The sequence below is a fragment of the Streptomyces ferrugineus genome (assembly GCF_015160855.1).
Taxonomy (GTDB): Bacteria; Actinomycetota; Actinomycetes; order Streptomycetales; family Streptomycetaceae; genus Streptomyces; species Streptomyces ferrugineus.
Genome location: NZ_CP063373.1, coordinates 6,300,685 through 6,321,900, shown reverse-complemented (window position 1 = coordinate 6,321,900; position 21,216 = coordinate 6,300,685). Strand labels below are relative to the sequence as shown.

Sequence of the window (21,216 nt, the reverse complement as noted above, 5' to 3'; positions counted from 1 at the left end):
CGTGCACCGAACGCCGACCCGAAAGGGAGATCCATGCAGATCGCGATGGTCCTCTACGACCGCTTCACCGCCCTCGACATCATCGGCCCCTACGAGGCGCTGAGCCGACTCCCGGACGCACAGGTCGACTTCGTCGCCGAGACCGCGGGCCCGGTCCGCGCCGACACGGGATTCCTCGCCATCACCGCCGACAAGGCCCTGGCCGACGTACCGCGCCCCGACATCCTCGTGGTGCCGGGCGGCCCCGGAACCTTCGCCGAGATCGAGAACGAAACGCTCCTGGAGTGGCTCAGGACCGCCGACACCACGAGCACCTGGACGACCTCCGTCTGCAGCGGCTCGCTGCTGCTGGCCGCCGCGGGCCTGCTCGACGGCCGCCGCGCCACGAGCCACTGGCTCACCCTCGACTTCCTGCAGCAGTACGGCGCCGAGCCCACGGGTGAGCGAGTCGTGCCGGACGGCAAGTACATCACCGCCGCCGGCGTCTCCTCCGGCATCGACATGGGACTGACCCTGGTCGGGAAGATCGCCGGCGACGAACACGCCCAGGCCGTGCAGCTGCTCACCGAGTACGACCCGCAGCCGCCCTACGACGCGGGATCCCCGCAGAAGGCGCCCGCTCACCTCGTCGAGGAGTTCCGCGCGAACAGCCGCTTCAGCCTGGTGTAGGCACGCTCCAGGTGAAGCGCGGCTGCCTGCGCTCCAGGAACGCGGCGACCCCCTCCGCGGTGTCGCCGCTCCCGCGCGCCTGCTCCGCCCAGTGATCGTCACGGTCGGTGCGCCCGTTGGCGAACTCCTTCGCCGCGGCCTGCGTCAGCAGCGAGCGCGAGGCCAGGATCCGGGTGAACTCCGCGACCCGCTTGCCGAGTTCGCCCTCGGGCAGCACCTCGTCCACCAGCCCCGTACGCAGCGCCCGCTCCGCGTCGATCAACTCGCCCGAGAACAGCAGGTACTTGGCGGTGGCGGGCCCCACCAGCTGCACCAACCGCCGCGTGGAGGACGCCGCATACACGATCCCGAGCTTCGCCGGCGTCACCCCGAACAGCGCCCCCGCCTCGGCGAACCGCAGATCGCACGCCGCCGCGAGCTGCGACCCGCCGCCCACGCAGTGCCCCCGAATCGCGGCGAGCGTCGGCTTGGGGAAGGCCGCCAGCGCCTCCTCGGCGGCCACGGCCAGCGTCTGCGCCTCCTGCGGCGACCCCCGCAGCGTGGAGATGTCGGCGCCCGCGCAGAACGTCCCGCCCTCGCCGGTCAGCACCAGCACCCGCACGGCCGGATCGGCGGCCAGCGTCTCCAGCAGCGGCGGCAGGGCGCGCCACATCGCGGCCGTCATCGCGTTGCGCTTGGCCGGGTGGTGGATGACGACGGTGGCGACCGAGTCGGTCACGCTGTGCAGCAGTTGGGGCTCCATGCGGCGGATGCTATCCGCCCGCGCCGGCATCGCCGTGACAACCTGAATAGTTCGCCAAGTCGGCACGAGCGGCACAGGAGCGGTCCCACAACTGACCGCGTCATACGCCAACGATCAGAATCGCTCGATACCCGCTGACTTCTGTTCAGTCATCCGGTCCGGACCTGTGCGTTACCAACACTCGACATGTGGTGACAATCGAGCGCGAGGGTGGCGACCGGACGATGGAGAACCACGGGCGCGGGTCCGGCCCACGCCCAGCAGGCGACGCGGACGAACCCCTCGGATCCCGGCCGCCTGGTCCACTGCCGTACGAGGGGGTCTGGCGGTTCACCGCCCCCGCCGTCGACGCCTCGGTCCCGCAGGCCCGGCACGCCGTACGGGACCTGCTGTACCGCCAGGGCGTACCGGTGTCGGACGACATGGTCCAGGGCGTGCTGCTGATCGTGTCGGAGCTGGTCACGAACGCCGTCCGGCACGCGGCGCTGCTGTCGCCGATGCTCGCCGTGGAGGTCGCCGTCGGCGCCGAGTGGCTGCGGGTGTCCGTGGAGGACAACCACCCCTACCGCCCGACCGCCCTGGAGGCCGACCACGGCCAGACCGGGGGCCGGGGGCTGCTCCTGGTGCGCGAGATCGCCAAGGAGGCGGGGGGAGTGTGCGATGTCGAGCACACGGCGAGCGGCGGCAAGGTGATCTGGGCCGCGGTACCGCTCAAACCCGTGCACGTGCGCTAGGTGTACTCGGCCGGGAGGTTGGTGACACGCCCGCTACCGGTTGTTGATCATGGAGGGACCTCCGGGCGTAGTGGAGATTGCCGTCTTCACTCACCTCGGAGGTCCTGGTGGCCCACGCTAATGCCCGGCTGACCTTTCACGGCAGATGCCTGCTGGTGCGTCGCGTTGTCTTCGACCGGCGCCCGGTCGCGCACGTCGCCAAGGAACTGGGAGTCTCCCGGCAGTGTGCTCACCGCTGGGTCAATCGCTATCGGGTCGAGGGCTGGCCGGGGCTGCACGATCGCTCCAGCCGCCCCCGCACCTGCCCCACACGCACGCCGGCCGAGGTCGAGGAGCGTGTTCTTCAGGCCCGCCGACGCCTGCGCCGGGGACCCGAGCAGATCAGCGAGGCCACCGGGGTTCCGGCCCGGACCGTGACCCGGATCCTGCGCCGCCACCACATGCCGCCCCTGGCAGCCTGCGACCCGCTCACCGGGCAGGTCATCCGGGCGGTGCGCAAAAGCGCCGCACGCTACGAGTACAACCAGCCAGGCGGCCTGGTCCACGTGGACGTGAAGAAGCTCGGCAAAATCCCCGACGGCGGCGGCTGGCGCGCCCACGGCCGCAGCGAGGACGTCCGCGGCCGCGGCATCGGCTACGACTACGTGCACGCCGCCGTGGACGACCACTCCCGCCTGGCCTACGCCGAAATCCTGGCCGACGAGAAAGGCGTCACCTGCGCCGCGTTCCTCACCCGCGCGGCCGCGTTCTTCGCCGGCCACGGCATCGCCCGCATCGAGCGCGTGATGACCGACAACGCCCGCAACTACCGCACCTCCGGCTCCTTCCGCGACGCCTGCCAAACCCTGGGCGCACAGCAGAAGTTCACCCGGCCCCACTGCCCATGGACCAACGGCAAGGTCGAACGCTTCAACCGCACCCTGCAGGCCGAATGGGCCTACCACCAGGTCTTTGCCAGCAACACCGAACGCGCCGACGCACTCGCACCCTGGCTGCAGTTCTACAACACTGGCCGCCGACACACCGCGCTCGGCGGCCAGCCACCAATCAGCCGACTGTCACCAAAGTCATGACCGGGTACACCTAGGCCGTCTTCCGGACCCTCCGGCGCCGGGGCCGGAGGGCAATCCCGGGTGCCCGTCACCAGCCTGCCGAGGGCCCCGTCAGCTCGCGCACGGCGGGACGGGCCGCGTCCAGCACGGTCATGAACCAGGACGAGAAGGTGTCCTTCGCGTGCCGCTCGGCCAGCTCGGCCGGGGTCACGAAGGCCGTCGCGCCGACCTCGTCGGGGTCCGGACGCAGCGGGGACTGCACCATCCCGACGAAGAGGTGGTTGTACTCCTGCTCCACCAGACCCGAGTCCGGGTCCGGGTGGTTGTAGCGGACCGTGCCGGCCTCCGCGAGCAGCGACGGGGAGACGCCGAGCTCCTCGTACGTCCGCCGGGCCGCCGCCGCGAAGGGCGCCTCGCCGGGGTAGGGGTGGCCGCAGCAGGTGTTGGACCACACGCCGGGGGAGTGGTACTTGCCGAGCGCTCGCTGCTGGAGCAGCAGCCGGCCGTGCTCGTCGAACAGGAACACCGAGAAGGCGCGGTGCAGCTGTCCCGGCGGCTGATGGGCGGCGAGCTTCTCAGCGGTGCCGATCGTCACACCGTTCTCGTCGACGAGTTCCAGCAAAATCGCGTCAGCGGCGCCGTTCGACGGACTGTGCGTCGTGGTGGCAGGTGTGATCGGCATACCCATCCTTCACATCGGTCTTGCGCCCCAAGTGTGCCGTACGAATCCGGCACTCCCGGCAGTTGATCGTGCCCGGCGCGGCGGGTACGGAACCGTCCGCGCGGGCGCTGTGAGCATGAGGACGCGACCGACCACCGGATCGCTGCATTCCGTCCGTACTGACGTCTTGTCGGACCGCACGGTTGTTTCAGTGGCTGCTTCAGTGGCAGAGCCGCGCCTCGTGCTCGGCGTGCCCGCTCGGCTCCAGTTGGAAGGTGCAGTGCTCCACGTCGAAGTGGTCACCGAGGCAGCCCTGGAGCTCGTGCAGCATCTTCTCGTGGCCGATCGCGTTCAGGACGTCGGAGCGCACCACCACATGGGCCGACAGCACCGGCATGCCGGACGTGATCGTCCAGGCGTGCAGGTCGTGGACGTCCTCGACACCGTCCAGGGCGAGTATGTGGGCCCGCACCTGCGTCATGTCGACGCCCTTGGGGGCCGACTCCAGCAGGACGTCGAGGGTCTCACGCAGCAGCTTGAGGGTGCGGGGCACGATCATGAGGCCGATGACCAGCGAGGCGATCGGGTCGGCGGCCTGCCAGCCCGTCGCCAGGATCACCGCCGCGGAGATCAGCACCGCGAGCGAGCCCAGCGCGTCCGCGGCCACCTCCAGGAACGCGCCGCGCACGTTCAGGCTCTCCTTCTGGCCCCGCATCAGCAGTGACAACGAGACCATGTTCGCGACCAGGCCGATCGCGCCGAACACGATCATCAGGCCGCCCTCGGTGTCCGCGGGCGTGAGGAACCGCTCGATCGCCTCGTACAGGACATAGCCGCCGACGCCCAGCAGGAGCAGACAGTTGGCGAGGGCGGCGAGTATCTCCGCGCGGGCGTAGCCGAAGGTGCGCGTCGCGCTCGGCGGACGGTTCGCGAAGTGGATCGCCAGCAGGGCCATGCCCAGGCCCAGCGCGTCCGTCGCCATGTGCGCCGCGTCGGCGATCAGGGCGAGCGAGTCGGCGACGACACCGCCGACGATCTCGACCACCATGACACCGAGCGTGATCGACAGCGCGACGCGCAGCCTTCCGCGGTACGCGGCCGCCGCCGTACCGGTTGCGGGCGCGTGCGAGTGCCCATGCCCGTGATCGTGCCCAGCCCCCATGAAAAGCCGCCCTTCTGTGTCCGCCGGACGATCGGAATCTCCGTCCCCGGGATCACAGTGAACTACGGGTGGGGGGTATCGGGCAACGCGGCACTGAACACCGTTGTCATGTGCCTTGACCTGCGGAAACGATCCGCAGGTCAGGGTGTTGCGCATGATCAGAGGCCGTGGTGCAGCCGCCAGCCCCGCCACGCCGACTCGACCATCTCGGGTACCGAGCGCCGAGCCGTCCAGCCGAGCCGCTCGGCGGCCAGCGCGGCGGAGGCGACCGCGCGGGGCGCGTCACCGGGCCGCCGGGCCGCGACGACGGCGGGGCGCCGGTCGCCGGTCACCTCGCCGACGACGGTGATCAGCTCGCGTACCGAGACCCCCTCGCCGCGACCGATGTTGACCGTCAGATCGTCCCCCGCGTCCGCCTCGGTGAGCCGCCGGGCCGCCGCCAGATGCGCCTCGGCGAGATCGGCGACATGGATGTAGTCACGGATGCAGGTGCCGTCCGGCGTCGGGTAGTCGTCGCCGAAGATCCGCGGGGCCTCGTCGCGGGTGAGCCGGTCGAAGACCATGGGGACGATGTTGAAGACGCCCGTGTCGGCCAGTTCGGGCGCGGCCGCGCCCGCCACGTTGAAGTAGCGCAGGCACACGGTCGAGATGCCGTGCGCCCGCCCCGCCGCCCGCACCAGCCACTCCCCGGCGAGCTTGGTCTCGCCGTACGGGTTCACCGGGGCGCAGGGAGTGTCCTCCGTGATGAGATCCACATCCGGGTTGCCGTAGACGGCGGCGGACGAGGAGAAGAGGAACCGCTCGATCCCGGCCTCCGCGACCGCCTTCAGCAGCGTGCCGAGACCGCCCACGTTCTCCCGGTAGTAGCGCGTCGGCTGGGCCACGGACTCGCCGACCTGCTTGCGCGCCGCGAGATGCACCACACCCGTCACCGCGTGCTCGGCGAACACCCGCTTCAGCAGGTCACCGTCCAGTGCGGAGCCCTCGACGAGCGGGACGTCCGAGGGGAGCCGCGTGGGATGCCCGGCCGAGAGATCGTCCAGTACGAGGACCCGCTCCCCGGCACCGGTCATGGCCCGCGCCACATGTGCCCCGATGTAGCCGGCTCCGCCGGTGATCAGCCATGTCATGGTCGCCCACCCTATGCCGGGGCGCCGGAGGTGGAACCAATGTCCCCGATGTCCCGTCTGTGAGTACGGGTTTGTGAGCGGGACCCCGAATCCTTGATGATGATCGCGGCAAAGCTCCGGGCAAACCGCGTTGATCGTTCCGCCAAACGGGCGGTGAACGTCGGCTTCCATCCATCCGATAGCCTCTGCCGACATGCCGCCCGGCCCAGGCGACGGGCGTCCCCACACGTGCACATGACCGGCGCGCACACGCCGGCACTCAGGGAGTGAGTTCGGTTGTCGACCGCCATCCTCACCGGTCAGCCGGTCCCCGGATCGTCGATCGAGGGCGATCTGCGGTCCCTCGGCTACGACGTGCGGGTCGCCGCCAACCCGGCCGACGCCGAGACCCTCCTCGCCCAGGTGCCCGGCGACCAGCGCGTAGCTGTGGTCGACACCCGCTTCGTCGGCCATCTGCACGCGCTGCGCCTCGGCCTGACCGACCCCCGCTTCCCGCTCGCCGCGATCCCGGGCGCCGTGACCGCGCAGGCGGCCGGCCGACAGGCACTGACCCGCGCCATGGCCCGCGAGACGTCCGCGGGCGGCGGTGCGGCCCTGGCCGTGGACAGCCTCGCCGACCGGATCGTCACCGCCCTCGACGACGACGGCACCGACGTGCACCGCCCCGAGCTGGGCAGCCTGGTCGCCGCCGTACCCGCCGACCCGCAGGCCCGCAACGAGGCGCGGCAGGCCGTCGCCGGCGTCGACGACGAGGCCGTACGCCTGAAGTCGGCGGTGAAGTCCCGCGACGGCTTCTTCACCACCTTCTGCATCAGCCCGTACTCCCGCTACCTCGCCCGCTGGTGCGCGCGCCGGGGCCTGACCCCCAACCAGGTCACCACCGCCTCCCTCATCACCGCGCTCATCGCGGCGGGCTGCGCGGCCACCGGCACCCGGGGCGGCTTCATGGCGGCAGGACTGCTGCTGATCTTCTCGTTCGTCCTGGACTGCACCGACGGCCAGCTCGCCCGCTACTCCCTGCAGTACTCCACGCTCGGCGCCTGGCTGGACGCCACCTTCGACCGGGCCAAGGAGTACGCCTACTACGCCGGTCTCGCGCTGGGAGCGGCCCGGGGCGGCGACGACGTGTGGGCCCTCGCCCTCGGCGCGATGGTCCTGCAGACCTGCCGGCACGTCGTGGACTTCTCCTTCAACGAGGCCAACCACGACGCCACCGCCAACACCAGCCCCACGGCAGCCCTCTCCGACAAGCTCGACAGCGTCGGCTGGACGGTGTGGGTGCGCCGGATGATCGTGCTGCCGATCGGTGAGCGCTGGGCGATGATCGCGGTCCTGACGGCGGTCACCACTCCTCGTATCACCTTCTACGCGCTGCTCATCGGCTGCGCGTTCGCGGCGACGTACACGACGGCGGGCCGCGTGCTGCGCTCGCTGACCCGCAGGGCCCGCCGCACCGACCGGGCGGCTCGGGCGCTGGCGGACCTCGCGGACAGCGGGCCGCTGGCCGAGGGTCTCGCCGGGACGCTCCGCAAGCTGCCCGCTCGCGGGCCGCTCGGCTCGCGCGCCCTCGTGGCGCTGCCGGGCGCGGCGCTGCTCGTCGCGGCCGCCGCACTCTCCTCCTACGGCAGCGCGCTCCCGGTCGGCCTGGCCGCGCTCTACGTCATCACCTCCGCCGCCGCCGTGGCCCTGCCCCTCAAGGGCGCCCTCGACTGGCTGGTCCCGCCGCTCCTGCGCGCCGCCGAATACGGCACCGTCCTGATACTGGCGGCCAAAGCGGAGGTGAACGGAGCCCTTCCTGCGGCTTTCGGGCTGGTGGCGGCCGTCGCCTACCATCACTACGACACGGTGTACCGCATCCGCGGCAACGCCGGAGCGCCCCCGGCCTGGCTGGTGCGCGCCATTGGGGGGCACGAAGGACGGACGCTGCTCGTCACCGTCCTCGCCGCGGTGCTCTCCGCCTCGCAGTTCACGGTCGCGCTCACGGTCCTCGCCGTGGCCGTGGCCCTGGTGGTGCTCTTCGAGAGCATCCGCTTCTGGGTGTCCGCAGGGGCGCCCGCCGTACACGATGAAGGAGAAACCGCATGATCGGCCTCGTGCTGGCGGCCGGCGCCGGACGGCGTCTGCGCCCCTACACCGACAGCCTTCCCAAGGCTCTGGTGCCGGTGGGGCCCGCGGGCATAGAGGGCGAACCAACGGTTCTCGACCTCACCCTCGGCAACTTCGCCGAGATCGGTCTGACCGAGGTCGCGATCATCGTCGGCTACCGCAAGGAGGCCGTGTACGCGCGCAAGGAAGCCCTTGAGCAGAAGTACGGCCTCAAGCTCACCCTCGTCGACAACGACAAGGCCGAGGAGTGGAACAACGCCTACTCCCTGTGGTGCGGCCGTGACGCCCTCAAGGACGGCGTGATCCTCGCCAACGGCGATACCGTGCACCCGGTCTCCGTCGAGAAGACGCTGCTCGCCGCCCGCGGCGATGGCAAGAAGATCATCCTCGCCCTGGACACGGTGAAGAACCTCGCCGACGAGGAGATGAAGGTCGTCGTCGACCCCGCGAAGGGCATGACGAAGATCACCAAGCTGATGGACCCCGCCGAGGCCACCGGCGAGTACATCGGCGTCACCCTCATCGAGGGCGACGCCGCCCCCGAGCTGGCCGACGCCCTGAAGGCCGTGTGGGAGACCGACCCGCAGCAGTTCTACGAGCACGGCTACCAGGAGCTCGTGAACCGCGGCTTCCGTATCGACGTGGCGCCGATCGGCGACGTCAAGTGGGTGGAGATCGACAATCACGACGATCTCGCTCGCGGACGGGAGATCGCGTGCCAGTACTGACCCGGCTGATCCCCTCGCCGGTCGTCGTCGACATCCGCCCGGGTGCCCTCGACGACCTGGGCGCGGTGCTCGCCGACGAGCGGATCTCGCACTCCGGCAAGCTGGCCGTCGCCGTCAGCAACGGCTCCGGCGCCCGGCTGAAGGAGCGGCTCGCCCCGGCGCTGCCCGGCGCCACCTGGTACGAGGTCGGCGGCGGCACTCTCGACGACGCGGTCCGGCTGGCCGGTGACATAAGGGCCGGCCACTACGACGCGGTCGTCGGGCTCGGCGGGGGCAAGATCATCGACTGCGCCAAGTTCGCCGCGGCGCGCGTCGGCCTGCCCCTGGTCGCCGTACCGACGAACCTCGCGCACGACGGCCTGTGCTCGCCGGTCGCCACCCTCGACAACGACGCCGGGCGCGGCTCCTACGGGGTGCCGAACCCGATCGCCGTCGTCATCGACCTGGACGTCATCCGCGACGCCCCCGTGCGCTTCGTGCGGGCCGGCATCGGCGACGCCGTCTCCAACATCTCCGCGATCGCGGACTGGGAGCTGGCCAACCGGGTCAAGGGCGAGAAGATCGACGGCCTCGCCGCCGCCATCGCCCGGCAGGCGGGCGAGGCGGTGCTGCGGCACCCCGGCGGCATCGGGGACACCGATTTCCTCCAGGTGCTGGCCGAGGCGCTGGTGCTCAGCGGTATCGCGATGTCGGTGTCGGGCGACTCCCGCCCGTCCTCCGGCGCCTGCCACGAGATCAACCACGCCTTCGACCTGCTCCACCCCAAGCGCGCCGCCGCCCACGGCGAGCAGTGCGGACTGGGCGCGGCCTTCGCGATGTACCTGCGAGGAGCGCACGAGGAGTCGGCCTACATGGCCGAGGTGCTGCGTCGGCACGGGCTGCCGGTACTGCCGGAGGAGATCGGCTTCACACACGACGAGTTCGTCCGTGTCGTGGAGTTCGCCCCGCAGACCCGGCCCGGCCGCTACACGATCCTCGAACACCTCGACCTGACCACCGACCAGATCAAGGACGTCTACGCCGACTATGTCAAGGCCATCGGTAGCTGAACTCCGCCCCGTCGTTCACCCCGCGGGGGTGAAGGACCGGCGCAGCGGTGAGCACTGGATGGGACGCCTCTACATGCGCGAGGTGTCCCTGCGGGTCGACCGCTACCTGGTGAACACCAGGGTCACGCCCAACCAGCTCACGTACCTGATGACCGTCTTCGGTGTGCTCGCGGCCCCGGCGCTCCTGGTGCCGGGGATCGCGGGTGCCGTGCTCGGCGTGGTCTGCGTTCAGATGTACCTGCTGCTGGACTGCGTCGACGGCGAGATCGCGCGCTGGCGGAAGCAGTACTCGCTGGGCGGCGTCTACCTGGACCGCGTCGGCGCCTACCTCACCGACGCCGCCGTGCTCGTCGGCTTCGGCCTGCGCGCCGCCGACCTGTGGGGCAGCGGCCGTATCGACTGGCTGTGGGCCTTCCTCGGCACCCTGGCCGCGCTCGGCGCGATCCTGATCAAGGCCGAGACCGACCTCGTCGGTGTCGCCCGGCACCAGCAGGGCCTGGCGCCGGTCAAGGAGGCCGCGTCCGAGATGCGCTCCTCCGGCATGGCGCTGGCGCGCAGGGCCGCCGCCGCGTTCAAGTTCCACCGGCTGATCCTCGGCATCGAGGCGTCCCTGCTGATCCTGGTCCTGGCGATCGTCGACCAGGCCCGCGGCGACCTGTTCTTCTCCCGCCTCGGCGTCGCGGTGCTCGCCGGCATCGCGCTGCTGCAGACGCTGCTGCACCTGGTGTCGATCCTCGCGTCGAGCAGGCTGAAGTGAGCGCGCTCATGAAGGTCGGCGCGGTGATCATCACCATGGGCAACCGCCCCGACGAGCTGCGCGCCCTGCTCGACTCGGTCGCCAAGCAGGACGGCGACCGCGTCGAGGTCGTCGTGGTCGGCAACGGCTCGCCGGTCCCGGACGTCCCCGAAGGCGTCCGCACGATCGAGCTGCCCGAGAACCTCGGCATCCCCGGCGGCCGCAACGTCGGTATCGAGGCCTTCGGCCCCAGCGGCCGGGATGTCGACATATTGCTCTTCCTCGACGACGACGGCCTCCTCGCCCACCACGACACCGCCGAGCTGTGCCGCCAGGCCTTCGCGGCCGATCCGAAGCTCGGCATCGTCAGCTTCCGTATCGCCGACCCGGACTCCGGCGTCACCCAGCGCCGCCACGTCCCCCGGCTGCGGGCCTCCGACCCGATGCGCTCCTCCCGGGTCACCACCTTCCTGGGCGGCGCCAACGCCGTCCGCACCCAGGTCTTCGCCGAAGTCGGCGGGCTCCCGGACGAATTCTTCTACGCCCATGAGGAAACCGACCTGGCATGGCGGGCCCTCGACGCGGGCTGGATGATCGACTACCGGTCCGACATGGTGCTGTTCCACCCCACGACCGCGCCCTCGCGGCACGCGGTCTACCACCGCATGGTCGCCCGCAACCGCGTCTGGCTCGCCCGTCGCAACCTCCCCGCCCCCCTCGTCCCGGTCTATCTGGGCGTGTGGATGCTGCTCACGCTCCTCCGGCGCCCCTCCCGCCCCGCCCTGCGGGCATGGTTCGGCGGATTCCGGGAAGGGTGGACCACCTCGTGCGGTCCCCGCCGACCCATGAAGTGGCGTACGGTGTGGCGGCTGACTCGACTGGGCCGGCCACCCGTCATCTGACAAGCTCGACCCATGGAGCTACCGGGCCGTACCAGGCCCATGGTCATGCCATGCCCGCACAGGCTGCGCATCTCGAGGACGAAAGTTTCAACTGGTGAGTGAGACAACGCACGACGGCTCGGTCGCGGTGAGCGCGCCGCCGTCGCCCGACGAGGGACTCACGGCGGCCCAGCTCGCCGCCAAGTACGGGCTGGCCGTCAGCGGCGCCCGGCCCTCGCTGTTCGAGTACGTCCGCCAGCTCTGGGACCGGCGGCACTTCATCCTCGCGTTCTCGCGGGCGAAGCTGACCGCCCAGTACAGCCAGGCGAAGCTCGGCCAGCTCTGGCAGGTGGCCACGCCGCTGCTGAACGCGGCCGTGTACTTCTTCATCTTCGGCCTGCTGCTGGGGGCCCGCCGGGGCATCCCCCACGAGATCTACGTGCCGTTCCTGGTGACGGGCGTGTTCGTGTTCACCTTCACCCAGAGCTCGGTGCTCGCGGGCGTGCGGGCCATCTCCGGCAACCTCGGCCTGGTGCGCGCCCTGCACTTCCCCCGGGCCTCGCTGCCGATCTCGTTCGCGCTCCAGCAGCTCCAGCAACTGCTCTACTCGATGATCGTGCTCGTCCTGATCATGGTGGGCTTCGGCATCTATCCCAGCTTGTCGTGGCTGCTGGTGGCGCCCGCGCTCGCCCTGCAGTTCGTCTTCAACACGGGCCTTGCGCTGATCTTCGCCCGCATGGGCAGCAAGACCCCCGACCTGGCCCAGTTGATGCCGTTCGTGCTGCGCACCTGGATGTACGCGTCCGGCGTGATGTTCAGCATCCCGGCGATGCTCGCCGACAAGAACGTGCCGGGCTGGCTCACCGACGTCCTCCAGTGGAACCCCGCCGCGATCTACATGGACCTGGTTCGCTTCGCTATGATCGACGGTTACGGCTCCTCGTACCTGCCCGACCATGTGTGGGCCCTCGCGCTGGGCTGGGCGCTGCTGGCCGGTGCGTTCGGTTTCGTCTACTTCTGGAAGGCGGAGGAGAGGTACGGCCGTGGCTGAGCAGAACACCGACGCACGCGTCCCCACCGTCATCGCGGACGAACTGCACATCGTCTACCGCGTCAACGGCGCCAAGTCCGGCAAGGGCAGCGCCACCGCCGCCCTCAGCCGCATCCTCAAGCGTGGCGAGGAGCGCGGTGTGCGCAAGGTGCACGCCGTACGGGGCGTCTCCTTCGTCGCCTACCGCGGCGAGGCCATCGGCCTGATCGGCTCCAACGGCTCCGGCAAGTCCACCCTGCTGCGCGCCATCGCCGGCCTGCTCCCGGCGGAGAAGGGCAAGGTCTACACCGACGGCCAGCCCTCGCTGCTCGGCGTGAACGCGGCCCTGATGAACGACCTCACCGGCGAGCGCAACGTCATATTGGGCGGGCTCGCCATGGGGATGTCCCGCGAGCAGATCAAGGAGCGCTACCAGGACATCGTCGACTTCTCCGGCATCAACGAGAAGGGCGACTTCATCACGCTCCCCATGCGTACCTACTCGTCCGGCATGGCGGCCCGGCTGCGGTTCTCCATCGCGGCCGCCAAGGACCACGACGTCCTCATGATCGACGAGGCGCTGGCCACCGGCGACCGCAAGTTCCAGAAGCGCTCCGAGGACCGCATCCGCGAGCTGCGCAAGGAAGCCGGCACCGTGTTCCTGGTCAGCCACAACAACAAGTCGATCCGGGACACCTGCAACCGTGTGCTGTGGCTGGAACGCGGCGAGCTGCGCATGGACGGACCGACGGACGAGGTCCTCAAGGAGTACGAGAAGTTCACGGGCAAGTAGTCCACCCGGACATGAGCCGTACGGCCCAGTGAGCTTCCCGGAGCCCCGCCGGAACTGTCCCGGCGGGGCCCGCGTCTGCAAAGGAAACGTCAACTCCGGCTGGCTTCAGGAATCTTGACGCCAATCGGTGTGTTGTTGTGATGTGCAGGACACCCGCACGGGCCACGCTGCGTTGTACAACGTAAGCTGTACCGGTACCGAAACGCGGCAAGTGGGGCGATAAGGCACCACCCCCTCTCTCCGGGCTGCGGCGCGGACGTCCGGGCGGCGTGTCCGAAATAGTGCGCATTGGGTCTGCGGTGTAGAACGGGAGATGTGACGGCAATGGCTACGGAAACTCCCCGGCTGAACGCATCCGCCTGCGCCGTCCCCGCCCCGGGCAGTCCACGGTGAGGGCAACCGGCGCGCCCGCGGACGATCCGGAGCGCGGCACGCTCGACAAGGCCGCCGCGGAGAACTTCCCCGTGGCACCGTTCTTCCTGCCCAGGGCCTGGCGTGCCGACCTCATGGCCGTCTACGGCTTCGCCCGCCTCGTCGACGACATCGGCGACGGCGATCTCGCCCCCGGTGGCGCCGACGCCCGGCTGCTCGGCGTGGCGCCCGAGGACTCCGAGGACCCCCTGATCCTGCTCGACGCCTTCGAGGCCGATCTGCGCCGGGTCTTCGACGGCACACCGCGCCACCCCCTGCTGCGCCGCCTCCAGCCGACGGTCCGCCGCCGCTCGCTCACCCCCGAGCCCTTTCTCGGCCTGATCGCCGCCAACCGCCAGGACCAGCTCGTGGGGCGCTACGAGACCTACGACGATCTCCTTGCCTACTGCGAACTGTCCGCCAACCCCGTCGGCCGTCTCGTCCTCGCCGTCACCGGAACGGGGACGCCCGAGCGGATCCGCCGCTCCGACGCGGTCTGCACCGCGCTGCAGATCGTCGAGCACCTCCAGGACGTCGCCGAGGACCTCGGCCGTGACCGGATCTACCTGCCCGCCGCGGACATGAAGCGCTTTCACGTCCAGGAAACCGATCTCGCGGCGAAGACAGCGGGCGCATCGGTGCGCGCACTGGTTGCATACGAAGCCGAACGTGCCCGGAACCTCCTGAATGAAGGCACCCCTCTGGTGGGTAGCGTCCACGGCAGGCTCAAGCTGCTGCTCGCGGGTTTCGTGGCGGGAGGAAGGGCGGCGATCCGTGCGATCGCCGCCGCCGAATACGACGTACTTCCCGGCCCGCCCAAGGCCAGCAAGCGCCAGCTGCTGCGCGAGGTGGGCGTGACTCTGCGAGGAGAGGGGTGATCCGGACCGTGGAGTCTGCACCACACGCGTCCGCACCGGTACTCGCCGCCTACAGCTACTGCGAGGCCGTCACCGGACAGCAGGCCCGAAACTTCGCCTACGGGATCAGGCTGCTGCCCACGCCCAAACGCCGCGCCATGTCGGCGCTGTACGCGTTCTCGCGCCGTGTCGACGACATCGGCGACGGCGCCCTGACCGGCGACGTCAAGGTCGCCAGACTCGAGGACACCCGCCGGCTGCTGACCCGGATCCGCGACCGGGCCGTCGACGAGGACGACATCGACCCCGTGGCCGTCGCCCTCGCCCACGCCGCCGACACCTTCCCGATCCCGCTCGGCGGCCTCGACGAGCTGATCGACGGCGTCCTGATGGACGTACGCGGCGAGACCTACGAGACCTGGGACGACCTGAAGGCCTACTGCCGCTGTGTCGCGGGTGCCATCGGGCGGCTGTCGCTCGGGGTCTTCGGCACGGAACCGGGCGCGCGCGGCGCCGAGCGCGCTCCCGAGTACGCCGACACGCTGGGGCTCGCGCTCCAGCTCACCAATATCCTGCGCGACGTCCGCGAGGACGCCCAGGGAGGGCGCACCTATCTGCCCTCCGACGACCTCGCCAAATTCGGCTGCTCGGCCGGCTTCAGCGGGCCGACTCCACCGGAGGGTTCCGACTTCGCGGGCCTCGTGCACTTCGAAGTGCGTCGGGCCCGCGCCCTTTTCGCCGAGGGCTACCGGCTGCTGCCCATGCTCGACCGGCGCAGCGGCGCCTGTGTCGCCGCCATGGCCGGCATCTACCGCCGCCTGCTCGACCGCATCGAGCGCGACCCGGAGGCCGTGCTGCGCGGCCGCGTCTCGCTGCCCGGGCGGGAGAAGGCGTACGTCGCCGTGCGCGGCCTGAGCGGTCTGGACACCCGGCATGCGACCCGCCGTACCGTCAGGAGGCGCGCCTGATGGACATTCCGGTCCAAGGTGATGCCACCGGCGAAAAGCGGCGGGCAACCCTCCGCCGCCGAGCCGCGTCCCTGACTGAGACGACCGGCCGTGCAGCGTTCAAGCACCGGCGTGGCGGTCGCGCAGGGGAGGGCGGACGATGACCGACGGCACGCGGCCGGAAGGGTCGCTCGCTCACACCCCGGCACGCTCCGGGCGGGACGCCGTCGTGATCGGCGGCGGGCTCGCCGGCATCACCGCCGCGCTCGCCCTCGCCGACGCCGGAGTGCGCGTCACCCTGCTCGAGGGCAGGCCGAGGCTCGGCGGCCTGGCCTTCTCCTTCCAGCGCGGCGAACTCACCGTCGACAACGGCCAGCACGTCTATCTGCGCTGCTGCACCGCCTACCGCTGGTTCCTCGACCGCATCGAGGGATCGGCGCTGGCGCCGCTGCAGGATCGTCTCGACGTGCCCGTCCTCGACGTCGCCCGGCCCGAGGGCCGCCGGCTCGGCAGGCTGCGGCGCGACGCGCTGCCCGTACCCCTGCACCTGGGCCGGAGCCTGGCGACGTATCCGCATCTCTCCCTCGCCGAACGCGCCAAGGTCGGTCGTGCCGCGCTCGCGCTCAAGGGGCTCGACCTCGCCGATCCGACCCTGGACACCCAGGACTTCGGCAGCTGGCTGGCCGCGCGCGGTCAGTCGGCGCGTGCCGTCGAGGCCCTGTGGGACCTGGTCGGGGTCGCCACCCTCAACGCGGTCGCGGGCGACGCCTCGCTGGGGCTCGCCGCGATGGTGTTCAAGACCGGTCTGCTGTCCGACCCGGGCGCGGCCGACATCGGCTGGGCGCGCGTCCCCCTGGGCGAACTGCATGACCGGCTGGCCCGCAAGGCGCTCGACTCGGCGGGCGTCCGTATCGAGGTCCGTACACGCGTCACCTCCATCTCCTCTGACGAGAACGGACGCCTGCGCGTTGAGGTTCCCGGCGAGACGCTCCAGGCGGACGCGGTCGTCCTCGCCGTGGCCCAGCGCGAGGCGCACGACCTGCTGCCCGACGGCGCCCTCGACGCCCCCGGACGGCTCCTGGAGATCGGCACCGCGCCGATCCTCAACGTCCATGTCGTCTACGACCGCAAGGTGCTCAGCAGGCCGTTCTTCACGGCCCTGGGCACCCCGGTCCAGTGGGTGTTCGACCGCACCGAGGCCTCCGGGCTCCGGGACGGCCAGTACCTCGCCCTGTCCCAGTCGGCCGCGCACGACGAGATCGACGAACCCGTCGCCGCCCTTCGCGAGCGCTATCTGCCCGAGCTGGAGCGGCTGTTGCCCGGGGCGCGCGGCGCCGAGGTCAGGGACTTCTTCGTGACCAGGGAGCGCACCGCGACCTTCGCTCCCACCCCCGGCGTCGGGCGGCTGCGGCCCGGCGCCCGCACCAAAGTCCCCGGCCTCTATCTGGCCGGAGCGTGGACCGCCACCGGGTGGCCCGCGACCATGGAGAGTGCGGTCCGCAGTGGCGTGAGCGCGGCCGAAGCCGCGCTGAGCGCCCTGGGCCGGCCCCGCCCCAGTCACCTCTTCGACGTGGAGGAGGCGGCGTGATGCTGAACCAGCGCACGGCGGCAGGCCCCCGCACCCCCGGTACCGCGACAAGAGGAGAGACTGTGCCCACTGTGCCCCCGGCCGAGAAGGCCGCTCGAGAGACCGCGGTGGACGTGACCGCGCTCCTGGAGCGCGGTAGGACCCTGACCACACCGGTACTGCGGGCGGCCGTCGACCGCCTGGCCCCTCCCATGGACACCGTTTCCGCCTACCACTTCGGCTGGATCGACGCCGACGGCAACCCCACGGCCGGCGACGGCGGCAAGGCCGTACGCCCCGCCCTCGCGCTGCTCTCGGCCGAGGTCACCGGAGCCGCGCCCGAGGTCGGCGTCCCCGGCGGCGTCGCCGTCGAACTGGTCCACAACTTCTCACTCCTGCACGACGACCTGATGGACGGCGACGAACAGCGCCGCCACCGCGACACCGTCTGGAAGGTGCACGGCCCCGCCCAGGCCATCCTCGTCGGCGACGCCCTGTTCGCCCTCGCCAACGAACTGCTGCTGGAGCTCGGCACCGTGGAGGCGGGCCGCGCCACCCGCCGCCTGACCACCGCCACCCGCGCCCTCATCGACGGACAGGCGCAGGACATCTCCTACGAGCACCGCGACCGCGTCAGCGTCGAGGAGTGCCTGGAGATGGAGGGCAACAAGACCGGCGCCCTGCTCGCCTGCGCCTCCTCCATCGGCGCGGTGCTCGGCGGCGCGGACGACCGCACGGCCGACACCCTGGAGAAGTACGGCTACCACCTGGGCCTCGCCTTCCAGGCCGTGGACGACCTCCTCGGCATCTGGGGCGACCCGGTCGCCACCGGCAAGCAGACCTGGAGCGACCTGCGCCAGCGCAAGAAGTCCCTGCCGGTGGTGGCGGCGCTCGCGGCGGGCGGGTCCGCCTCCGAGCGGCTCGGCGAGATCCTCGCCGCCGACGCCAAGGCCAGCGACTTCGAGAACTTCTCCGAGGAGGAGTTCGCGGCCCGCGCCGCCCTCATCGAGGAGGCGGGCGGGCGCGAGTGGACCGCCGAGGAGGCGCGCCGCCAGCACACCGTCGCCGTCGAGGCCCTCGACACCGTCGACATGCCCGAGCAGGTGCGGGAGCGGTTCACGGCGCTCGCCGACTTCGTCGTCGTACGAAAGAGATGACCCGACCAGGGCGAAAAGAGATGATCAGTATCGGTCGAATAGCCCTCGCGTAGTCGCCGGCCGGTGCCGCTGGACCCAGCGCACCGGCCGACGGCGGACCCACAGCAGACGCACTACCTGTCGCACTGCACGAAGGGGAAGCCATGACAGCGACGACCGACGGAAGCACCGGGGCAGTGCCGCCCCGGGCAGCCGCGGCCAGCGACACCGACAGCGAGACACCCGTGGCGGCCGGGGTGCACGAGGCCGCCCGGCGCGCGGCAGCGCGTGCCACCGACTTCCTGCTGGCCAAGCAGGACGCCCAGGGCTGGTGGAAGGGCGACCTCGAGACCAACGTCACCATGGACGCCGAGGACCTGCTGCTCCGTCAGTTCCTCGGGATCCGCGACGAGAAGACCACGCGGGCCGCCGCCCTGTTCATCCGTGGCGAGCAGCGTGAGGACGGCACCTGGGCCACCTTCTACGGCGGCCCCGGCGAACTCTCCACCACCATCGAGGCCTACGTCGCCCTCCGCCTGGCCGGCGACGCGCCGGACGCCCCGCACATGGCGAGAGCCTCCGCCTGGATCCGTGAGCAGGGCGGCATCGCCGCCTCCCGGGTCTTCACCCGGATCTGGCTGGCCCTGTTCGGCTGGTGGAAGTGGGAGGACCTGCCCGAACTCCCGCCGGAGCTCATCTACTTCCCCAAGTGGTTCCCGCTCAACATCTACGACTTCGGATGCTGGGCCCGGCAGACCATAGTCCCCCTGACGATCGTCTCCGCGAAGCGTCCGGTACGGCCCGCGCCGTTCCCGCTCGACGAACTGCACACCGACCCCGCCCACCCCAACCCGCCCAGGCCCCTCGCCCCGGCGGCCAGTTGGGACGGCGCCTTCCAGCGGCTCGACAAGGCCCTGCACCAGTTGCGCAAGGTCGCCCCGCGCAGGCTGCGCCGAGCCGCCATGAACAGCGCCGCCCGCTGGATCATCGAGCGGCAGGAGAACGACGGCTGCTGGGGCGGCATCCAGCCGCCGGCGGTGTACTCGATCATCGCGCTGCGGCTGCTCGGCTACGACCTCGAACATCCCGTGATGCGCGAGGGGCTGGCGTCCCTGGACCGCTTCGCCGTGTGGCGCGAGGACGGGGCCCGGATGATCGAGGCCTGCCAGTCACCGGTCTGGGACACCTGCCTCGCCACCATCGCGCTCGTGGACGCGGGCGTGCCCGCCGACCATCCGCAGCTTGTGAGGGCCGCCGACTGGATGCTGGGCGAGGAGATCGTCCGGCCCGGCGACTGGGCCGTACGGCGTCCCCAACTGCCTCCGGGCGGCTGGGCGTTCGAGTTCCACAACGACAACTACCCCGACATCGACGACACCGCCGAGGTGGTCCTCGCGCTGCGCCGGGTCAAGCACCACGACCCGGAGCGGGCGGAGCGGGCGATCGGTCGCGGGGTGCGCTGGAACCTCGGGATGCAGTCGCGGAACGGGGCGTGGGGTGCCTTCGACGTCGACAACACCAGCCCCTTCCCCAACCGGCTGCCGTTCTGCGACTTCGGCGAGGTCATCGACCCGCCGTCGGCGGACGTCACCGCGCACGTCGTCGAGATGCTCGCGGTCGAGGGCCTCGCCCACGACCCGCGCACCCGGCGCGGCATCCGCTGGCTGCTCGCCGAGCAGGAACCGGACGGCTCGTGGTTCGGGCGCTGGGGCGTGAACTACGTCTACGGCACCGGATCGGTCGTACCCGCCCTCGTGGCCGCCGGCATCCCGGGCTCGCACCCGGCGATCCGCCGCGCCGTCACCTGGCTGGAGTCGGTCCAGAACGACGACGGCGGCTGGGGCGAGGACCTGCGCTCCTACAAGTACGTCAAGGAGTGGAGCGGCAAGGGCGCCTCGACCGCCTCGCAGACCGCGTGGGCCCTGATGGCGCTGCTCGCGGCGGGGGAGCGGGACTCCAAGGCCGTCGAACGCGGCGTCGAGTGGCTCGCGGCCACCCAGCGCGAGGACGGCTCCTGGGACGAGCCGTACTTCACCGGCACCGGCTTCCCCTGGGACTTCTCCATCAACTACCACCTCTACCGGCAGGTCTTCCCGCTCACCGCGCTCGGCCGGTATGTGCACGGGGAGCCCTTCGCCAAGAAGCCCGAGCCGTCGCTCGTCGAGGCCAAGGGGAGCTGATGAGCCCACAGCCCGCCCCGGCCCCGCTGCTGATCGCCTGCGCGCTCGGCATCGAACAGTTCGCCCTGCGCGTCGGCGAGCGCGGCGGGGCCGGCGGGCCGGTCACCGTGCTCCGTACGGGCATGGGGCCCCGAGCGGCCGAACGCACCGTCACCCGTGTCCTGGCCGACCCCGCCCTCAGCGGAGCGGCCGTACTGGCCACCGGCTTCTGCGCGGGACTCGCCCCCGGGATGCACCCCGGCGATCTGGTCGTCGCCGAGGAGACCCGGGATCCGGCGGGAACCGTTCCGTGCGTGGGAACCGACCTACTCGTCAAGGAACTCGTGCGGACCATTCCCGGCCGCACCGTCCACACCGGGCCGCTCACCGGTTCCGATCATGTCGTCCGTGGCCAGGAACGGTCCGATCTGCTCGGGACCGGCGCAATCGCGGTCGACATGGAATCGGCGGTCACGCTTCTGAGCGCCGTACGCACGGGCGAGCGCCCGGTTGCGGCCGTCCGGGTGGTCGTGGACGCTCCAGAACATGAACTCGTCCGGATCGGCACGTTGCGCGGTGGAATATCGGCTTTCCGCGTCCTTCGTGCCGTTCTGCCCGCATTCTACGAATGGCACCGTTCTTTGCTGCTCCCCAGGAGGTGAGCCA

The 21,216-nt window shown here is 71.0% G+C and carries 21 protein-coding genes; 17 read left to right on the top strand and 4 right to left on the bottom strand.

The features are described 5' to 3' along the window. Window positions 1-33 precede the first annotated feature (33 nt). Window positions 34-669, top strand: a complete 636-nt coding sequence (locus IM697_RS28555) for a DJ-1/PfpI family protein (protein ID WP_194038970.1) — start codon at window positions 34-36, stop codon at window positions 667-669. Here the strand turns inward: IM697_RS28555 and IM697_RS28550 are convergent. Further along, complete coding sequence (locus IM697_RS28550) at window positions 656-1,411, bottom strand: enoyl-CoA hydratase/isomerase family protein (RefSeq protein ID WP_194038969.1); 756 nt, start codon at window positions 1,409-1,411, stop codon at window positions 656-658. The two genes, IM697_RS28555 and IM697_RS28550, sit on opposite strands and share 14 nt — an antisense overlap. A 224-nt stretch (window positions 1,412-1,635) precedes the next feature. Between IM697_RS28550 and IM697_RS28545 the strand changes: the two genes are divergently transcribed. Further along, window positions 1,636-2,145 (top strand): ATP-binding protein, encoded by a 510-nt coding sequence (locus IM697_RS28545; protein WP_194049914.1) that lies wholly within the window; start codon window positions 1,636-1,638, stop codon window positions 2,143-2,145. Between the two features lie 107 nt (window positions 2,146-2,252). Next, entirely contained in the window at window positions 2,253-3,218 is a 966-nt protein-coding gene (locus IM697_RS28540; protein ID WP_194049558.1) for an IS481 family transposase, read from the top strand. Window positions 3,219-3,285: 67 nt separating this feature from the next. On the opposite strand, the gene idi is transcribed toward IM697_RS28540, so the two are convergent. From idi to galE, 3 genes are all read right to left on the bottom strand, one after another. Beyond that, window positions 3,286-3,879, bottom strand: a complete 594-nt coding sequence (idi, locus tag IM697_RS28535; RefSeq protein ID WP_194038968.1) for an isopentenyl-diphosphate Delta-isomerase — start codon at window positions 3,877-3,879, stop codon at window positions 3,286-3,288. Between the two features lie 199 nt (window positions 3,880-4,078). Beyond that, the gene (locus IM697_RS28530; RefSeq protein ID WP_194038967.1) at window positions 4,079-5,020 is read right to left on the bottom strand and encodes a cation diffusion facilitator family transporter; all 942 of its coding nucleotides are present in this window, start codon (window positions 5,018-5,020) and stop codon (window positions 4,079-4,081) included. Between the two features lie 158 nt (window positions 5,021-5,178). Further along, on the bottom strand, window positions 5,179-6,150 hold the full coding sequence (gene galE / locus IM697_RS28525) for a UDP-glucose 4-epimerase GalE (RefSeq protein WP_194038966.1): 972 nt from the start codon (window positions 6,148-6,150) through the stop codon (window positions 5,179-5,181). 276 nt (window positions 6,151-6,426) lie between these two features. On the opposite strand from galE, the gene IM697_RS28520 reads away from it, so the two are divergent. The 14 genes from IM697_RS28520 (at window position 6,427) to IM697_RS28460 (ending at window position 21,212) form a co-directional block, all read left to right on the top strand. Continuing rightward, window positions 6,427-8,235 (top strand): DUF5941 domain-containing protein, encoded by a 1,809-nt coding sequence (locus IM697_RS28520; RefSeq protein ID WP_194038965.1) that lies wholly within the window; start codon window positions 6,427-6,429, stop codon window positions 8,233-8,235. After that, window positions 8,232-8,984, top strand: a complete 753-nt coding sequence (locus IM697_RS28515) for a phosphocholine cytidylyltransferase family protein (RefSeq protein ID WP_194038964.1) — start codon at window positions 8,232-8,234, stop codon at window positions 8,982-8,984. The genes IM697_RS28520 and IM697_RS28515 overlap by 4 nt, the downstream gene beginning before the upstream one ends. Then, entirely contained in the window at window positions 8,972-10,033 is a 1,062-nt protein-coding gene (locus tag IM697_RS28510; RefSeq protein ID WP_194038963.1) for an iron-containing alcohol dehydrogenase family protein, read from the top strand. The genes IM697_RS28515 and IM697_RS28510 overlap by 13 nt, the downstream gene beginning before the upstream one ends. Further along, window positions 10,011-10,790 (top strand): CDP-alcohol phosphatidyltransferase family protein, encoded by a 780-nt coding sequence (locus IM697_RS28505; protein WP_194038962.1) that lies wholly within the window; start codon window positions 10,011-10,013, stop codon window positions 10,788-10,790. Before IM697_RS28510 ends, IM697_RS28505 begins: the two co-directional genes overlap by 23 nt. Window positions 10,791-10,798: 8 nt before the next feature. After that, window positions 10,799-11,671 carry a glycosyltransferase family 2 protein gene (locus IM697_RS28500; RefSeq protein ID WP_407699660.1) on the top strand — a complete coding sequence of 291 codons (873 nt, stop codon included), beginning with the start codon at window positions 10,799-10,801 and terminating at the stop codon, window positions 11,669-11,671. Window positions 11,672-11,765: 94 nt separating this feature from the next. Then, a complete protein-coding gene (locus IM697_RS28495) occupies window positions 11,766-12,701 on the top strand; it encodes an ABC transporter permease (protein WP_194038960.1) in 936 nt (311 codons plus the stop codon). Next, window positions 12,694-13,473, top strand: a complete 780-nt coding sequence (locus IM697_RS28490) for an ABC transporter ATP-binding protein (protein WP_194038959.1) — start codon at window positions 12,694-12,696, stop codon at window positions 13,471-13,473. The genes IM697_RS28495 and IM697_RS28490 overlap by 8 nt, the downstream gene beginning before the upstream one ends. Window positions 13,474-13,862: 389 nt before the next feature. Then, on the top strand, window positions 13,863-14,762 hold the full coding sequence (hpnC, locus tag IM697_RS28485; RefSeq protein WP_194038958.1) for a squalene synthase HpnC: 900 nt from the start codon (window positions 13,863-13,865) through the stop codon (window positions 14,760-14,762). After that, complete coding sequence (gene hpnD / locus IM697_RS28480) at window positions 14,759-15,709, top strand: presqualene diphosphate synthase HpnD (RefSeq protein WP_194038957.1); 951 nt, start codon at window positions 14,759-14,761, stop codon at window positions 15,707-15,709. The genes hpnC and hpnD overlap by 4 nt, the downstream gene beginning before the upstream one ends. Further along, entirely contained in the window at window positions 15,709-15,852 is a 144-nt protein-coding gene (locus IM697_RS45015; protein WP_228044206.1) for a DUF6380 family protein, read from the top strand. The genes hpnD and IM697_RS45015 overlap by 1 nt, the downstream gene beginning before the upstream one ends. Next, window positions 15,849-17,276 carry a hydroxysqualene dehydroxylase HpnE gene (gene hpnE / locus IM697_RS28475; RefSeq protein ID WP_194038956.1) on the top strand — a complete coding sequence of 476 codons (1,428 nt, stop codon included), beginning with the start codon at window positions 15,849-15,851 and terminating at the stop codon, window positions 17,274-17,276. The genes IM697_RS45015 and hpnE overlap by 4 nt, the downstream gene beginning before the upstream one ends. Window positions 17,277-17,347: 71 nt before the next feature. After that, complete coding sequence (locus IM697_RS28470; RefSeq protein ID WP_194049913.1) at window positions 17,348-18,412, top strand: polyprenyl synthetase family protein; 1,065 nt, start codon at window positions 17,348-17,350, stop codon at window positions 18,410-18,412. Window positions 18,413-18,555: 143 nt separating this feature from the next. After that, a complete protein-coding gene (gene shc, locus IM697_RS28465) occupies window positions 18,556-20,571 on the top strand; it encodes a squalene--hopene cyclase (RefSeq protein WP_194038955.1) in 2,016 nt (671 codons plus the stop codon). Beyond that, window positions 20,571-21,212, top strand: a complete 642-nt coding sequence (locus IM697_RS28460; RefSeq protein WP_194038954.1) for a 5'-methylthioadenosine/S-adenosylhomocysteine nucleosidase family protein — start codon at window positions 20,571-20,573, stop codon at window positions 21,210-21,212. Before shc ends, IM697_RS28460 begins: the two co-directional genes overlap by 1 nt. The last annotated feature ends 4 nt before the right edge of the window (window positions 21,213-21,216 follow it).

Excerpts from the sequence above, each read along its gene's own strand:
- IM697_RS28555 (WP_194038970.1), top strand. The coding sequence starts at position 34 with ATGCAGATCGCGATGGTCCTCTACGACCGCTTCACCGCCCTCGACATC.
- IM697_RS28550 (WP_194038969.1), bottom strand. The coding sequence starts at position 1,411 with ATGGAGCCCCAACTGCTGCACAGCGTGACCGACTCGGTCGCCACCGTC.
- IM697_RS28545 (WP_194049914.1), top strand. The coding sequence starts at position 1,636 with ATGGAGAACCACGGGCGCGGGTCCGGCCCACGCCCAGCAGGCGACGCG.
- idi (WP_194038968.1), bottom strand. The coding sequence starts at position 3,879 with ATGCCGATCACACCTGCCACCACGACGCACAGTCCGTCGAACGGCGCC.
- IM697_RS28530 (WP_194038967.1), bottom strand. The coding sequence starts at position 5,020 with ATGGGGGCTGGGCACGATCACGGGCATGGGCACTCGCACGCGCCCGCA.
- galE (WP_194038966.1), bottom strand. The coding sequence starts at position 6,150 with ATGACATGGCTGATCACCGGCGGAGCCGGCTACATCGGGGCACATGTG.
- IM697_RS28515 (WP_194038964.1), top strand. The coding sequence starts at position 8,232 with ATGATCGGCCTCGTGCTGGCGGCCGGCGCCGGACGGCGTCTGCGCCCC.
- IM697_RS28505 (WP_194038962.1), top strand. The coding sequence starts at position 10,011 with ATGTCAAGGCCATCGGTAGCTGAACTCCGCCCCGTCGTTCACCCCGCG.
- IM697_RS28500 (WP_407699660.1), top strand. The coding sequence starts at position 10,799 with ATGAAGGTCGGCGCGGTGATCATCACCATGGGCAACCGCCCCGACGAG.
- IM697_RS45015 (WP_228044206.1), top strand. The coding sequence starts at position 15,709 with ATGGACATTCCGGTCCAAGGTGATGCCACCGGCGAAAAGCGGCGGGCA.
- hpnE (WP_194038956.1), top strand. The coding sequence starts at position 15,849 with ATGACCGACGGCACGCGGCCGGAAGGGTCGCTCGCTCACACCCCGGCA.
- shc (WP_194038955.1), top strand. The coding sequence starts at position 18,556 with ATGACAGCGACGACCGACGGAAGCACCGGGGCAGTGCCGCCCCGGGCA.
- IM697_RS28460 (WP_194038954.1), top strand. The coding sequence starts at position 20,571 with ATGAGCCCACAGCCCGCCCCGGCCCCGCTGCTGATCGCCTGCGCGCTC.